11 protein-coding genes and 1 pseudogene are annotated in these 15503 nt (G+C 59.9%); 2 read left to right on the top strand and 10 right to left on the bottom strand.

What is annotated here, in order from left to right; translation table 11 throughout:
• The first annotated feature begins 402 nt into the window (after positions 1-402).
• Positions 403-1230, top strand: a complete 828-nt coding sequence (locus C2L65_RS42580) for an SDR family oxidoreductase (protein ID WP_042315968.1) — start codon at positions 403-405, stop codon at positions 1228-1230.
• Between the two features lie 585 nt (positions 1231-1815).
• On the opposite strand, the gene C2L65_RS42575 is transcribed toward C2L65_RS42580, so the two are convergent.
• The 5 genes from C2L65_RS42575 to C2L65_RS42555 all read right to left on the bottom strand — a co-directional run bounded on the left by C2L65_RS42575 (position 1816) and on the right by C2L65_RS42555 (position 9320).
• Entirely contained in the window at positions 1816-3222 is a 1407-nt protein-coding gene (locus C2L65_RS42575) for an EAL and HDOD domain-containing protein (protein ID WP_081921528.1), read from the bottom strand.
• Between the two features lie 137 nt (positions 3223-3359).
• Positions 3360-3656 (bottom strand): hypothetical protein, encoded by a 297-nt coding sequence (locus C2L65_RS42570; RefSeq protein WP_042315971.1) that lies wholly within the window; start codon positions 3654-3656, stop codon positions 3360-3362.
• Positions 3643-4944: a GGDEF domain-containing protein gene (locus C2L65_RS42565; protein WP_208647239.1), complete on the bottom strand. Its 1302-nt coding sequence runs from the start codon at positions 4942-4944 to the stop codon at positions 3643-3645. The genes C2L65_RS42570 and C2L65_RS42565 overlap by 14 nt, the downstream gene beginning before the upstream one ends.
• 218 nt (positions 4945-5162) lie before the next feature.
• Positions 5163-6743, bottom strand: coding sequence for a methyl-accepting chemotaxis protein (locus tag C2L65_RS42560; RefSeq protein WP_042315973.1), 1581 nt, complete (start codon positions 6741-6743; stop codon positions 5163-5165).
• A gap of 3 nt (positions 6744-6746) precedes the next feature.
• The gene (locus C2L65_RS42555) at positions 6747-9320 is read right to left on the bottom strand and encodes an EAL domain-containing protein (protein WP_063769803.1); all 2574 of its coding nucleotides are present in this window, start codon (positions 9318-9320) and stop codon (positions 6747-6749) included.
• 514 nt (positions 9321-9834) lie between these two features.
• Between C2L65_RS42555 and C2L65_RS42545 the strand changes: the two genes are divergently transcribed.
• A complete protein-coding gene (locus C2L65_RS42545; protein ID WP_158660436.1) occupies positions 9835-10266 on the top strand; it encodes a hypothetical protein in 432 nt (143 codons plus the stop codon).
• 317 nt (positions 10267-10583) lie between these two features.
• Here the strand turns inward: C2L65_RS42545 and C2L65_RS42540 are convergent, their stop codons facing one another.
• From C2L65_RS42540 to C2L65_RS42520, 5 genes and pseudogenes are all read right to left on the bottom strand, one after another.
• Positions 10584-11489: an SDR family oxidoreductase gene (locus C2L65_RS42540; RefSeq protein ID WP_042315979.1), complete on the bottom strand. Its 906-nt coding sequence runs from the start codon at positions 11487-11489 to the stop codon at positions 10584-10586.
• A 164-nt stretch (positions 11490-11653) separates the two neighbouring features.
• Positions 11654-11779 (bottom strand): annotated as a pseudogene (locus C2L65_RS42535) (ABC transporter substrate-binding protein); the annotation flags it as partial.
• Between the two features lie 22 nt (positions 11780-11801).
• Positions 11802-14021, bottom strand: coding sequence for a xanthine dehydrogenase family protein molybdopterin-binding subunit (locus tag C2L65_RS42530; RefSeq protein WP_427910226.1), 2220 nt, complete (start codon positions 14019-14021; stop codon positions 11802-11804).
• A 37-nt stretch (positions 14022-14058) separates the two neighbouring features.
• The gene (locus C2L65_RS42525) at positions 14059-14532 is read right to left on the bottom strand and encodes a (2Fe-2S)-binding protein (protein ID WP_042315981.1); all 474 of its coding nucleotides are present in this window, start codon (positions 14530-14532) and stop codon (positions 14059-14061) included.
• Positions 14533-14589: 57 nt separating this feature from the next.
• A complete protein-coding gene (locus C2L65_RS42520) occupies positions 14590-15429 on the bottom strand; it encodes an SDR family oxidoreductase (RefSeq protein ID WP_042315984.1) in 840 nt (279 codons plus the stop codon).
• Positions 15430-15503: the final 74 nt, after the last annotated feature.

Genomic DNA, 15503 nt, shown 5'->3' with positions numbered 1-15503 from the left:
GACTGGAATGATGTCCATGTGTCGCCGTGACATGGAGTAACGGCGTCACGCAACAGGAGACAGGGATCGTCGATGCGTTACCGCTGACTGCACCAGGGAAGGTCCATCAACTCTCGCTGCGTGCCGACGCAACGGTCCGACTGCCTGGGATAACGTTGGAGGCACTCGCTCCCCGTTCTTCGTTCGAGATCGACGACAGGGACGGCGGCAAACATGGCCTCGAAGTTGTCGTCACAATGTCTGGTATGCGTCGTGGACACGCAGAATGCCGAACTGAAGCAGTTCCTGTTTGAATGCGCAATCCGGCGGGTGGACGCCCGCGTACAAGGCGCTTCGTCACGGTGACAGCAAGGGCTCCCGTATTGACGAAGCAAGATGAATTCGAAGCTTTTAGGAGACGTCATGTTCGTTACCCAATATTTCTCGAAAGACCTTTTCAAAGGCAAAACCGTTTTTGTCACCGGTGGCGGCAGTGGAATCAACCTCGGTGTCGCAAAGAACTTCGCCGCACTCGGCGCCAACATCGCCATCTGTGGGCGCTCTCAGGAGAAGCTCGATGCGGCGGCTGCGGATTTGCGAGCGTTCGGCACCAAGGTCTGCGCGGTCGGCGCGGACGTACGCGACAATGCCGCACTCGAAGCAGCGTTTGAAAAGTCGAAAGCAGAGCTGGGCGCGATGGATGTACTGGTCTGTGGTGCCGCCGGCAACTTTCTCGCGCCTGCCGAAAAGCTCTCTGCCAACGGATTCAAGACAGTGATCGACATCGATCTGCTTGGATCCTTCAACGCCACTCACAATGCTTTCGAGCAACTCAAGGAAACCAGGGGGACGGTCCTGTACATTTCGGCTGGCATGGCTTACATACCTCACGCTTTTCAGGTACACGTGGGCGCTGCCAAGGCCGGCATCGACATGATGATGAAGAACATCGCTTTGGAATGGGGACGATTCGGTATCCGTGCCAATAGCATCGTGCCTGGGCCCATTGAGGGGACCGAGGGACTGAAGCGCCTGTCCGATCCTGCGGAAAAGGAAAAACTGGTCTCCGCCGTTCCGCTCCTTCGGACGGGAACCGTAGACGATATTGGTCAGTTAGCGGCATTTCTTTCATCGCCGCTCGCCTCTTTCATCACCGGATGCGTGGTAGTTTGCGATGGCGGTCAGAATCTGCCGGGTTCTGCACTCTTCAACGCGACTGCAGAGCGAGTGCTGCGCGCGCAGCACGGATGAGCCGATTGTGTACTTTGGGAAGCGTTAAAAACCCTAGGGTAGCGATTCGGCTTCCCGCCGGAATGGTCGAGGAACACAGCGACATCAAGGGGTATGTCTTCTACGCGTCGCCTGAACATTGCCAGTCTTTCGTTCAGGTCGCCGTTGTCAGATTCTGAATCATCGCATGTGCAAACGGCAACAGATGCGGATGTTGCCGCGAGGAGTTCACTTACTCGCCCAGGTTCGATGTGCTGCCATCTCTCACGCGCATCGAAATATTCAACGAAATGGACCTTGGCACGGACATTCGGTAATCGACCAAGTCGCCTTGAAAGCGGTCGTTGCCAGCACCAGCGGCCACACGTGCATGTGATTTGAGGCAGAGTTACATGCCGGCGTTGCAAAATCCAATCGCGTTCCACAACACTGGCGCAAACATGGTGCATCAGCAACCACTGGATTTGCTGCGCAGTGGGAGTCCAGAATATTGCAAGAATCAACTTTGTACTAGTCGTTGAGCGCGCGTGGGCAATCGCCCAGATCAACATCTTTGAATTCTGCCCGACGTATGTTTCCACTCAGGGAACCGGGGCTGCGGCCGTCTCAGGCGCCATCAGGTCCGGGCTGCTTTTTTTGCCCGGCAGGGGCGCGCCCAGGCCCGTGGTTCGCAGCGTCCAGGTTGCCCTGCACCTGATCGTCGTACCAGGCGGCGGCGGCAAGCCCGAGCATGGTCAGGTCGTTGGGGGTAAATCCGGGCAGTGCCTCGCACGCCGCGCGGATTGCCATAAGGTCCCCCGATTCGGCCGCCTCGGTGGCGTTCAACAGCAACCCCAACCCGCCATACCGTTCGAGAAGTGCGCGTCGGATATCGGTGTGAATCGGCAGCGTGGACACGCTGTCCTCGATCGCCGTGCCAAAAAGCACATGAACCAGCGAGAACACGCCCGTCATGAACGCGGTATCGGCAAACCGATCGTCATCGAGCCGCAGCCGGCCCGCGGCAAGTTCCATGAATCGCGCGCGCGTGGCACATAGCCGCGTCAGGGGATCGGAGCGCAGCGCGCCGAGATGACCATCTGCAAACAGAAGCAACTGGGTCCAGCGCGTGATTTGCCGCGTGCCCACTACCATGATCGCTTCGCGCAGTGACGAAATCGTTCGGGGAAACCCAACCGCGCTTGAACCGAGCAGACGCAACAGTTGAATGACGAGGTTCGGAATCCGCTTGAGTTCAGCTTCGAGTTCTGCAATCCACGGTTCGCCGCTCAGCAGCACCAGCATGCGCAGCAGCGCGTCGCGCGATGGTGTGATGCGCCGCGATGTCAGCACCTGCGGTTTCGCAAAGTGGTAGCCCTGAAACAGTTCGAAGCCGGCGCGCATGGCGGCGTCATGGTCTTCCGGTGTTTCAACTTTCTCGGCGATCGCCACCTTCCCGTGCAGCATGACAATGCCGGCCATTTCGGCAAGACGCTCGCGCGGGCATTCCATCAAGTCGATCTTGACGATATCGACGCACGGCAGAAACGCGAGCAAACGCGGGGACACCTCGGAAACATCATCCAGTGCGAGCCGGAATCCCGCGCGCCGCAGATCGTTGCAGCGCCTGAAGAGTGCCTCGTCGAACGTTACCGTTTCGAGAATTTCGAGCACGAAGCGCTCAGGCGGCAACAGCCGGACAAGGTCGGACGTCAGCGCCGTCCGGTCGACGTTCACATAGGCGGTGTGTTCGCCCAGCGCAGCGCGGAGCCCGATGTCGCCGACGAGTCTCGTGATGACCTGCGCGGTGGCATCGGCCTCATCCGTGACCTGGGCGACATTGGCGGTCCCGGTGCGGAAGAGCAGTTCGAACGCGATCAACGCTCCGCTGCGGTCGAGAATCGGTTGCCGCCCGAGGTAGACACATTCCTGTGTGGCCGCTTTACTGTTCGACGCCAGTTGACCGTCGGTGAGGGTCGGCGAAGGTACTCTTGCCTTCAACTTTGAACACTCCCCTTTCTGTAAACGTACCATCAACGCGTGCCGGGCAGGCGCCGCACCTTGTGCGATTGCAGTTGCGCGAAGCGGAGGTCGTGACGACAGCATGAAATGCCACGCCGACACGGTCCGGCTTCTCGATCCGCACGCCGGACAAAATGATGCGGCCGAGGTTATTGACGCCTGGTCGGTTCCTGACCCAATGAGGCGAGAATGGCATTGGTGAGTTCAAACAGTGCAGAGTGATATTCGGCGGGCAACGCCAGATCGTCCATTAACGACACGGCCTCTTCAATGCCCTGTCGAAATGGCCAGGTGACCTCGGTGCGCTGCAACGTCGTGAGGTGAGGCAGGACAGCCTTTAGAAACGTGGCCAGCACCATCGCCCGCGCGCAAAGAACAAGCACTTTCGTGGTGTTAGCGGCCATGAGCCCGGCAATCTCATCCAGCTTCTCGTTAGCATTGTTCAATTTCAGCCTCTTTCAGAATGTCTGCCAGCCCTCGCAGATCGGTGCAACAGTCCGTGGCACCCTGTTCGTCCCGGCTGCACACCTGATCGCGACCGCATTGTTTGGCGCGATACATCCGCCGGTCAGCCATATCGACCAGGAACTTCCAGTCGCTGGCCTGATCAGCCATCAGTTCGGCGATGCCGACGCTGGCGGTCACTGGGGTATGGTCGGGGTTCAGGCCAAAACCTATGTTGCTCAGGCGCGCCAGCACAGCTTCCGCCTGTACCAGGTCGGTGTTGGGCATGATCACTAGAAACTCCTCACCACCCCAGCGGGCCAGCACATCGCCGTGTCGCAGGTTGTGCCTAACGATGCAGGTCATGTTGACCAGTACCTTGTCGCCCGCTTCGTGACCGTACCGGTCGTTGATGTTCTTGAAATGATCGAGATCGATGAAGGCGACGGCCAATCTTGCGCTGCTGCGAGAGGCAAGGCTGAATTGCAGCGCCAGCACTTCTTCGCCACTGCTGCGCGAGAAGGCGCCGGTCAGGGGGTCCCGGACTGCCTTCCGCACCAGCACGATCATGAACGCCAGCTGGCTCATGTCCGCCAATGCGGACACGCCAGTGATCAACACCTGCAACCAGAAAGAGCCGGCAAATGACGGCCAGTTCACGGTTGTCCATCGTAGTGAGGCGGCTATAGCATGGGCGATCAGGATTGGACCCGCGAAGATCAGGGTCTCGAGCAGCGTAAGGGGAAAGATGGACAACCCGGAAAGCAGTACGAAGGGCAGGAATGCATAACCGGCGCTGATGGCCGCCGACATTCCCGTGAGCTGGTAGCGGCCAAGTAGCACATACGAGGCGACATAAAAAACGGTAGGAATCGCAAAGAGCAGCACCATGGCGCGATACGCGTCGAACAGGTTGCCATTCGGGCGGTACAGCAACAAACTGGCGAAGGTACCGCACGCGACCAGGCGAAGCAGCGCGAGGCTGAGCCACAGCGGGAAGGGAAAGACAATCAGGTCGACGCCGCTCCATAGCGGCGTCAGTACGGCGAACAGAAATGCGAGCAGACGGACGCGGTTAACGATCATGGTTGCCCGTCGCCGCGTCAACATGACCGGATGCTGATGGGGTAATGTCAACCATCGGAATTCCGTCTGTTCCAGTTCTCCCGGAATGAGGTCAGTCAGGCGTGACAATATGACGTCTGAAATGCTTTTCATAATTATCTTTAAAGGATTTCCAACCTCGGTGCTGACGCCGGCTGCGGCAATCCAGGTGACAATCGTCCTCAACGAATGCCTTGTCCTTCCGCCCGGTGCTGTCGCGCAACGCTCGACCGTAAGCTCTCGTCGCCAGATCATGGTCCGAATTACTCGCCGCCACCATGATTGATGTAACGAGGTCTTGACGTACCGATCGATAAGCCGTGCTGCGTGCTCCATCCCTCCGCGAACTGCTGCACGCTATTCCCGCTGCACCTTGACGAGGTGATGTCACGCACGCCGTCGAGTTACGATTCGCTGCGGAGGTGAAAAATGCTCACCGTGGCCTCGAGCGATTGAGTCTGCTGCTGCAGATCAGTCGAAGCCGCCGCAGCTTGCTCGACAAGAGCAGCATTGCGCTGCGTGAGTTCCGCTACCTGCCCGACTGCATCGTTGATTTGTGTGATCTGCGCGCTCTGCCCGCGGCTCGCAAGCGCAATGTCGTGCAGCGTGTGAGTCAATCGCGTAACGGCCTGCTCTACTGTATTCATGGTCTCGCCGGCGCGGGTGGCTGCCTGCGCGGCCACCGTCACCGTATCGAGGGAACTCTCAATTAACGTCTTGATTTCCTTCGCCGCACCGGCCGCCCTTTGCGCAAGACTACGAACTTCGGTGGCCACAACGGCGAACCCGCGGCCATATTGGCCAGCCCGGGCTGCCTCCACCGACGCGTTGAGCGCGATGATGTTCGTCTGGAATGCGATCGCATCGATCACGGATGTGATCTCAGCGATCTTGCGCGAGCGTTCACCCACACGCGCCATCACCGCCACGGTTCTGTGCACCTCCTGTGCGGCCACTTCTGCGGATTCAGCGGTCTCCTGCCCGGTAGCGTTTGCCCGCTCCGCGCCGAGCGCGTTGTGTTCCGCAGTTTCGGTAATTTCAGCAAGGCTCGCGGTCGTTTGCTCAATCGCGCTAGCCTGCTCGTCGGTACGATTGGCAAGGTCGGCGTTCCCATTGGCGAATTCGAGAGTTGCATCGCGAATCACATCGATCGAGATCTTCGCATCGATCAGGACACCAACCAGCTTCGCGTTCATCTGATTGAGCATTCTGCCGAGCAGCCTGGTCTGCGCGTCACCTCGTTCCGGAAACAATTCCTGAATGTGACCGCTTAACAGATTGAGTGCGCTGCCATTAAGCACTTTCAACGGGGTGAGTACGTTCCGCGTCAGATAAACGCCGCATGCACTCGCGATCCCCATGCCCAGACCTCCAAGCAACCACGCTTGCCAAAGCGGGGAAATGCCCGGCAGCAGCGGGCGATGCACGCTGAATGCCTGCAACAGGAACACCGCAATCAGCACGGCAATAACGACCCAGAGACGCAGATCGACCGGCAACCGGAGCAACCGATCCACGCTTCCGCCGACTCCCGACCGCCTGACGTCGCCGCCGGATAATCGCAGCCTTTTGCGTCCTGAAGCACTCAACGTTTCATACAGACGCATTGCTTTGGCGATCTGTTCCTTTGTCGGCTTTGTCCGTACCGACATGTACCCCACTTTCTGGCCGCGCTCTAAAACGGGTGTGACATTTGCAAGAACCCAATAAAACCCGCCGGTTTTGCGGCGGTTCTTGACAACTCCGGTCCAAGGTTGGTTCGTGCCAATGGTCGCCCACAAATCGCGAAATGCCTCGACAGGCATGTCCGGATGTCGAACGATGTTCTGGGGTTCGCCCATCACCTCCCTGCGTTGATAGCCGCTGCTCCTCAGAAAGGCTTCATTGGCGTACACAATGCGGCCTGAGACGTCGGTACGGGTGATGATGACGTCTCGTTCAGACAACACATATTCTTCGTCGGTGACGGGTAGATTCTCGCGCATGTCTTAAGCCTGTTCTGTAGCGGTTGCTAGCGTGTCGTTCGTTTGGCGAGACTGGTATTGATGCTCGACATGAAAACCGCACCGAGCGCCAACTGCTGTTCGTTGCATCTGGTACGCCGGGGCCGGCCGAGCCAACAGGTAACCTTGCGCCCGGTCGCACCCGATTTCGCGCAGGAATTGCATCTGCGACTCCTGCTCGACTCCCTCAGCCACAACAGTGATGCCGAGGGCTTTCGCCATCGCGACGATCGCCCGCACGATCGCTCCACCGGTCGTTCCGGGCCCTATCTGGGCCAGGAACGACCGATCAACCTTGAGCGTATCCACCGGGAGCGTCTGCAAATACGCGAACGCAGAGTACCCGGTGCCGAAATCATCAATCGCCAGACTGATGCCGCGCCCCGCCAGTTCTCGCAGCAGCGCTCCTGTTTCTTCACGGCCCGTCATGGCCATGCTCTCAACGAGTTCGAATTGAAGGCGTCGGGCAGGCAATCCGGTATCGCTTAAGACACATGCAACCTCATGCAGAAAGTCATCGTACCGGCATTGCTTTCGAGATAGGTTGACTGCGATTCGTCCGAAGTCGAATCCTTCATCAAGCCATGCACGTGCCTGGCGACACGCTTCCCGCAGCACCCATCCACCGATTGGAACGATCAATGCGGAGTCCTCCGCAACTGGAATGAACTGATCTGGGGAAATGAGGCCTCGCTTAGGATGCTGCCACCGGATCAACGCTTCGACGCTGGTAATGGTACCGGTCTGCACGTCATACTCGGGTTGGTAGTGCAGATGAAACTCATTATTCGCCAGGGCGTTGTGCAGTTCACTCTCAAGCATGATCCGCTCCATCGCCGATGAGGTCATCGGGGCCGCAAAGAACTGGAAATTGTTCTTGCCAGCTTCCTTTGCCTCATACATCGCCCGATCCGCCTGCATGAGCAACTGTCTCGGGTCGATCGCGTCATCGGGATACATGCTGATCCCGATACTCGGCGTGACGAACACCGATTGCGCGCCGACGTTGATCGGCTGCCCCACGGAGGTCAGGAGCGACTGCGCGATCTGCCCGACATGGCGGACGTCCTCTATGTCTTCGGCGACGAGCGTGAACTCGTCACCGCCCAGGCGTGCAACTGTATCGGTCTCCCGCACGGCGCGCTTGAGTCGCTCGGCAATGATTTTGAGCGTTTCGTCGCCGATTCCGTGACCCAGCGTGTCGTTGATCAGCTTGAAACGGTCGAGATCGAGGAATATGACTGCGACCCGTTTTGATGTGCGCTGCGCTCTGGCCATTGCGTGGTTCAGGCGCTCGCTGAACAATGTTCGATTCGGCAACCCGGTGAGCGCGTCGTGAGTGGCAAGATAGCTAAGACGCTCTTCGGCCTGCCGGCGCCCGGTTATGTCCGAGAAGATCGCCGCGTAGTTGGAGCATCGACCGTCCTCATCGCATATGCCAGATATCGAAAGGTATTCGAGGTAGATTTCGCCGCTTTTCCTGCGATTCCATATCTCGCCTTTCCAATGTCCTCTTTCGCGAAGGCATTTCCAGAGTTCACGATAAAATGCAGGCGACTGGCGTCCAGAACTCAGCAATTTGGCATTTCGGCCAACTGCCTCCGCCTTCGTGTAGCCTGTTAGCCTGGTAAAGGCGGGATTGACTCTCGCGATGTTCCCCTCCAGATCGGTGACCATCACCCCGTCCAGCGACGATTCGACCACCCGGTCGGCAAGCCGCAAGTTGTACCGCGATTCGAACAGTGCATCGTCGCGCTCGCGGAGTGCTGTTTGCAACTCGTGAACGTATTCATATTCGATGTCGTTCAGAATGTCCGCCAGACCCAGCACGCCAATGAGCGAATCCTGGTTGTCGACCACGCCCACATGTCGCATACGATGCTGAATCAGATACTGCCGCGCGGCGTAAAGACTCTGCGACTGCCGCAGCGAGCGCAGTGGACGGCTTGCATAGGTACCCACCGTACCTAGCAACGCACCGCTCGCTACAAGTCGAACGATGTCGCGCTCAGTCAGAATGCCGTGTAGGCCCTCTGGATATTTGACAACGATCGCACTCAGACGCCGCGACCGCATCAGCCGCATCGCCTCTTTCAGGTAAAGATCCTGACTTACCAGAACGGGCATCGAAACCTTTACGGATTCAATGGACTTCATCCGAAGGAAGAACTCGGCGCCTTGACTCATGACGAGGTCGGTCTGCGTCAGAATGCCGAGCGAGCGTCCCTGATCGTCAACGACCAGGCAATGACGAATGCCTTCGCTCCTGAAATGCCCGGCGGCATCGCCGAGACGAGTGTGCTCCGATAATGACAGGACCGGATGACTCATCACCGAGTCGACTGGCTGAAACAGAACGCTGGCATCGTCCGCGAGAGCCAGGGCATCATGCTCGGTCCATATGCCGACGGCTTGTTCGCCGTCGACCACAACGATCGCGCTACACCCCTGCCCTACCATCCGCCCGGCGGCATCCTTGATGGGCGTGTGGGGCGGGCACTCGAGCATCGACCCCGAAACAAGCCGCCCAATTTCGACATCCAACGTGTGATCTACCATGAATTGACGTGAACCGCATTTAGCGTCTTCTTAAGATGGCGCTGAAAATATCAGCGACACATTCCTTTCGCCTTGATCTGAATCAAGCGGACTTCGCGCACGCCTTCTTGACATATTCTTGACAGATATCAAGATGCGCAGTCGCTTGAGCGGCTACCGTTCGATCGTTGTGTGCAGCCACAGACAAACGTCGATTGACGTTTCCACACTTACCTGTATTGGGCGCGCGCTTTGGACCAGCGTCATAGCATCGGCGTGGCGGCGGCACCATGCGAATAGCGGCTTCTGGTTCGTCACCTATACGGGTGCGCTGAAGGGTGAGTCATCTATGGAACTGCTTGAGAAACTGATGGCGCGCCACAAGAAGTCGCTGCGTCAGGTCCTCATCCGAGTGGCCGCACCTTGCCCGAATATGCGCAGGAGTTGAATCTGGACGAGCTGGCGTCGAGCCGCGCCAGACACACTGGCAAACCCGCGCAGACCGCCACAAAAGGGCGAGAAGAGAGAAGAACGTGTGAGCGCCGAACTTACCGGAGCGGGGAGGGATTCCCGCGCTGGTCCATTCGCTCGTCAACGTCCAGCGACGTCAATATTTCTGATGGCGAGTATTCAAATTAATAACACGAACCTTATGCGTCGGGAATCCCACATAGCCATTGCTATTGACGAGCCACCGCACCTTGCTACCGAAATCGACTCTGTCTGCATGATCCTATTTGATCGATGGTGCGAAAAGAGGAGCGTTCTTCCACTTGCATACCTGATGTATACCTGGCCAATCGTTAGACCTACGTTGCCTCTGATCGAGCGCCTGTCGTCAACGCTGCGCGATTTGGTGATTTTTCATTTTGACACCCTGGATGTTGAGGATCATCAAATGATCCGTAACGTGATTAAATTGGCCGAGGATGTGTCGCAGTCGTGGTCCGCGGCCACGCCATCTTGAGTTAGGTGGCAGAGGGCTTGATCATAGGCCGCGGCGTTGGTTGCACTGACGGCTGGCCACGCACGTGGGAGGAGCTACTTGCACCACGAGGGCTATGACTCTCCCGGGTGCCGACGAACCATGCTCAGCGCGTCAGATGGTTGACGCGGCCGATGCGAATGACCGGTGCCGGCGTTGCTGGATGCCCCTTCGCGACCGTTGCCGACCTTCGGCCCGCTGGTATTTCAGCGTCCGCTTCCAGAGGTCCCCTGTAACACTCCCGTACGTCGGTACTTCTAGCTTCATCTCCGCCCCCAACTATCAAAGTACCTCTGTGCTTAGTCCTGGAGCCCTTTAGGCGGTTCGTAGCGAGGGAACCCGTTATATTCGATGATTCGCTCAGCGTTGGCGAGCGGCCAGGAATGTCGGGCGTTGGGAACCCCGCCGTCCACGCGGATCACAGTACCGTTAATGAAGGCCGAGGCCTCCGAGAGCAGGAAAACCGCAGCGCTCGCGAGCTCAGATTCGGTACCAAAACGTTGAAGCGGCACTTTATGCTTCAGTTGGCGGAGCAATGCCAGGTATTCTTCGTTATAGCTGTCCATGCCTGCGGAGGCGATCCACCCCGGCGCCACGGCGTTCACCCGAACGCCGGCATGCCCCCATTCACAGGCTGCCGTCTCGGTCAAATTCCAGACACCTGCACGTGCGGCGCCCGAATGCCCCATCCCGGGCATGCCCCCCCAGATATCCGCGAGCATGTTCACGATCGCACCACCGTGACCCGCCATCCATTGGGTAAAGCACTCGCGCGACATGAGGAATGTCCCGTGCAAGTTATTACGCACTACAGCGTCCCAGCCATTCAGTGAGATTTTTTCCAGCTTTGCCGGGAATTGTCCACCGGCACAGTTAAACAGGCCATCGATGCGACCGAAGGCCGCGAGAGCCGCCGCAACCGTCTGTTTCACGCTGGCTTCATCGCGAACATCACAAGAATACAAGCCGATTTGGTCCGCACTTTCCGGATAGTCCACATTGAGTTCGTCACGAACCGCAGTCAGTTTCTCCGGATTCCGTCCGACCATGATCAGCGTCGCGCCCAGCGAGGTAAGCTCATGCGCAGTGCAGCGACCAAGGCCACTTCCGGCTCCGGTTACCATCACAACTTTTCCATCAAACAGGCCCGGTCGAAACACCGAACGGTAGCGGGCACTGACTGATTCATTTACGCGGTCCTTCATATCGTCTCTCCGAATTGGCGATGCGGGCGCCCGGCCTTTGGTGCCGATTGTTCCGTAAAGAAGTAACTCCGTGAATCGGCTGCAGGTGTAATCACGTCGTTCGCTCACAGTCCGAGCTTTTCTCGCAAATTAGTACCTTTAAAGACCTGAAACGCGAGAAATGATTTCCATAGTTTGCAGCGCGTCTCTGCCTTGATGATAAAGGCCTGCTCGCCAACGGATAGTGGCTCGGCAGGCGCTTTAACCTGCATCAGATACATATCGTGAATCATGCTTCTATCTGAGCGGATATCCGCCGCTGACTGTGTCGGGTCAGGCCAGGTTGAACGGCAACTGGCGCTGCGGCTTGCCGGTGAGGCTCGCAATGGCGTTGGCGAACGCGGGCGCAAGCGGCGGCAGGCCGGGCTCGCCCATGCCCGTTGGCGGCTCGGCGCTCGGCACGATGTGGACATCGAACTCCGGTATGTCGGTGATGCGCGCCACCGTGAAGTCGCCGAAGTTGCTCTGCTGCACTTCGCCGTCCCGCAATGTGATGGCAGCGCCAGGCAGACACATAGACAGCCCCATGACCGCCGCGCCCTGCACCTGGGCCTCAATACTGCGCGGGTTTACGGCCAGGTTGCAATGCACCCCGGCGGTGACGCGATGTAGCACAGGACGCCCTTCTTGCACCGAGGCCTCCACCACATAGGCCACTACCGAATCGAAGGACTCGTGCACGGCCACACCCCAGGCGCGGCCGCTGGGCAACGGTTTCTTGCCATAGCCGCTCCTGTCTACCGCCAGTTGCAGCGCGGCACGGTGGCGCGGGTGCTTGTCGCCAAACAGGCGCATGCGGTAAGCCACCGGATCCTGCTTGGTGGTGCGTGCGATATCGTCAAGCAAGGTCTCCATCACGAAGGCCGTGTGGGTGGAACCGACGCTGCGCCACCACAGCACTGGCACGTTGGGCTTGGGGTGGTGCACGGTCAGGCGCATCGGCAGCGGGTATGGGCCGCGCATACCCTCCGTTGCTGTGGCGTCGATGCCGTTCTTAACCTGGAATTGCTCGAATACCGTGCCCGACGTGATGGACTGGCCGACGATGACGTGATCCCAGGCTAGCACGTTGCCGCGCGCGTCGAAGCCGATGCGTGCGCGGTGCAGATGCATGGGGCGATAGTAGCCGCCCCTGATGTCGTCCTCGCGGCTCCAGAGTGTGCGCACCGGCGCTTTCAGGCCGGCGGAACGCACGGCCTTGGCCACCTCACAGGCCTCGACCACGTAATCGCTCGTGCCCACGAAGCGGCGGCCGAAACCGCCGCCCGCCGTCTGCACGTGCACTTTCACCTGTTCGGGCTTGAGACCCAGCACACGCGCGGCCGCGACACCGTCCAGACCGGCGCACTGGGTGCCCACCCATAGCTCGGCGCGCCCCTCGGAGAGCTGGACGGTGCAGTTCAGCGGCTCCATCGGTGCGTGGGCCAGGTACGGGAACACAAGCTCGGCTTCCAGCTGATGCGGGGCAGCGGCGAGCGGCGTCATATCGGCGTCGAACTGGCGCGGACCAGGCCGACCGGCCAGCTCGCGGTAGTGGGAGAGCAACTGCTTGCTGTCCACTTTCTCCACGGAAGCCGTGTCCCACTGCAGCTTCAGAGCGGCGCGCCCCTGCCTGGCCGGCCAGTAGCCGTCGGCCACCACGGCCACGCCTTCACCACCACGGTCCAGTGGCACACGCAGTACGGCTTTTACTCCCTTGATGGCGCGCGTGGCGCTGTCGTCCACCGTGGTCAGTCGCGCGCCGAACACCGGCGGATGGGCCACCACGGCGGTGAGCTGACCGGGCAGGTGCGTATCGATGCCGAAGTCCTGACGTCCACTGCTCTTGGCCTGCGCATCGAGGCGCGTGGTGGGGCGGCCAATGATGCGGAAGTCCGTGGGGTTCTTCAGCGTGACCCTCTCGGGCACAGGGAGCGCCATGGCGGCTTCTGCCAGTTCACCGTAGCTCAGCTTGCGGCCACCGGAGCCCAGCACGGTCCCGGCCCGCGTGTTCAGCGTGGCCACGTCCACGTTCCAGCGTGCTGCCGCCGCGGACAGCAACATCGCCCGGACGCGCGCGCCGAGCTCACGGTATTGCGTGAAGCTGTTTTTGACCGAATGGGAACCGCCAGTGAGGTGAATCCCGAACAGCGGGTCGACGTAGGCGGCATCGTTCGAGCCCTGCCGGCTGCGCACGAGACTCCAGTCCGCGTCGAGCTCTTCGGCAAGAATCATCGGCAACGCAGTCTGCACGCCTTGCCCGAACTCGAGCCGGTTGATGGTCACCGTGACCACGCCACCAGGAGCGATTTGCACGAAGGCCGACGGCTGTTGCGTCGGCTTCAGGGCGCTGGCCGCCTCGCCGGTGCCGCTGGTTTGGCCTATGGCGAGGTAGGAAAACACGCCAAGCGCCAGTCCGCCGGCACCCGCCAGCTTGAGGAAGCTGCGGCGCGGCAGCGTGGCGGCTTCCCCGGCCCGGCCCCTGGTCAGCAGGTGCTGCAGGGCGCGTGGCATTTCGCTGTAGTCGAATTCAGGCAAGATGGTGGCTCCTTCAGGCCAGCGCCCTGGCGGCGTCGGCCACCGCAGCGCGGATGCGGGCATAGGTGCCGCAGCGACAAATGTTGCCGGCCATGGCCGCGTCGATCTCGATGGCGGTAGGCTGCCTGCCGCGGGGCAACGCCTTCAGGAACGCCGTGGCGCTCATGATCTGGCCGCTTTGGCAGTAGCCACACTGGGCGACGTCGTGCTTGACCCAGGCTGCGTGCACGATGGCGCCGACTTTGTCGCTGCCGTCGGTGGTGGCTTCGATGGTGGTGATCTGCCTGCCCTGGGCCACCGAGATCGGCGTAATGCAGGAGCGGATGGCCTGCCCGTCCAGGTGCACGGTGCAGGCGCCGCACAGCGCGGCGCCGCAACCGAACTTCGTGCCTGTCATGCCCAGCGTGTCGCGCAAGGCCCAGAGAATGGGGGTGTCCGGGGCGACGTCGACCGTGTGCTCACGGCCGTTGACGTGGAGCGTGCTCATGATGGGTCGATCCTGTGCAGGTTGGGTGGTTTGTTGCAGGGGCAACTCACCTTGCGCTCAGAAGCTGCCGTCCGTCGACGTCGAAAGCGCCTCCAAGGCGTGCACTGCTTTCAGCCGAGCCTCTACAGCCGGCCCGACCACCGCCAGTGCATCGCTTCCTGCCACGAACACCCGGGGCGGAGTATCCATACCCGAAAGCTTCACCAGAACCTGGCCGAGCTTGTCGGGATCGCCCTGCTGCTTGCCTGCATAGGGAGACCACATCGCCTCGGCGCTGGCCTCGGCCTCAGCGTAATCGTCGATGCGCCTGTCCGGCCACCTGGCGTTGGCGGCGCTTAGAAGCTCCGTGCGGAAAAATCCTGGCTCGACCACGGTGACCTTGATCCCGAACTTTCCGACCTCCTCGGCCACGGAAAGCGAAAGACCCTCCACGGCGAACTTGCTCGCGCTGTAGGCCCCGCAGTGAATCAGGCCGACAGCGCCGGCCACGGAACTGACATTGATGACGTTCCCCGAGCGCTGCTTGCGCATGATCGGCAGGGCTGCCCGCATCACGTTGCTCACGCCCCAGAAGTTCGTCGCGAACAGGTGTTGAATGTCTTGCGTTCCCAGTTCCTCGTAGTTGCCTAAGAGGCTGTAGCCGGCACTGTTCACGACTACATCGATACGACCGAACTTTTTTTGCGCCTCGTCGACCACGGCCGTCGCCTGGGCCTCGTCGGAGACGTCCAGCCGGAGAATCTCCAGGTCCTTGCCGGCAAGGTCGCGCAGGGCATTGCCCACTTTGTCCGGGTTCCTGCCTGTAGCGACGACCCGATCACCTGCCTTCAGTGCGGCCCTGGCCGTTCCGGCGCCGATACCGCTGCCAGCACCTGTGATAAACCACACTTTGCTCATGCTCAAACTCCCAGTCCTAGTCAATGCCTGTCACTCTAGGCAGATTGACTGAGAAGAAAAACACCCTGGTGCTG

The organism is Paraburkholderia terrae (genome assembly GCF_002902925.1).
Taxonomy (GTDB): domain Bacteria; phylum Pseudomonadota; class Gammaproteobacteria; order Burkholderiales; family Burkholderiaceae; genus Paraburkholderia; species Paraburkholderia terrae.
The sequence above is the reverse complement of the archived record's forward strand: the minus strand, read 5'-3'. Positions and strand labels throughout refer to the sequence as shown.

Excerpts from the sequence above, each read along its gene's own strand:
- C2L65_RS42525 (WP_042315981.1), bottom strand. The coding sequence starts at position 14,532 with ATGAGCACGCTCCACGTCAACGGCCGTGAGCACACGGTCGACGTCGCC.
- C2L65_RS42575 (WP_081921528.1), bottom strand. The coding sequence starts at position 3,222 with ATGGTACGTTTACAGAAAGGGGAGTGTTCAAAGTTGAAGGCAAGAGTA.
- C2L65_RS42520 (WP_042315984.1), bottom strand. The coding sequence starts at position 15,429 with ATGAGCAAAGTGTGGTTTATCACAGGTGCTGGCAGCGGTATCGGCGCC.
- C2L65_RS42580 (WP_042315968.1), top strand. The coding sequence starts at position 403 with ATGTTCGTTACCCAATATTTCTCGAAAGACCTTTTCAAAGGCAAAACC.
- C2L65_RS42560 (WP_042315973.1), bottom strand. The coding sequence starts at position 6,743 with ATGCGCGAGAATCTACCCGTCACCGACGAAGAATATGTGTTGTCTGAA.
- C2L65_RS42530 (WP_427910226.1), bottom strand. The coding sequence starts at position 14,021 with ATGCCACGCGCCCTGCAGCACCTGCTGACCAGGGGCCGGGCCGGGGAA.
- C2L65_RS42540 (WP_042315979.1), bottom strand. The coding sequence starts at position 11,489 with ATGAAGGACCGCGTAAATGAATCAGTCAGTGCCCGCTACCGTTCGGTG.
- C2L65_RS42555 (WP_063769803.1), bottom strand. The coding sequence starts at position 9,320 with ATGGTAGATCACACGTTGGATGTCGAAATTGGGCGGCTTGTTTCGGGG.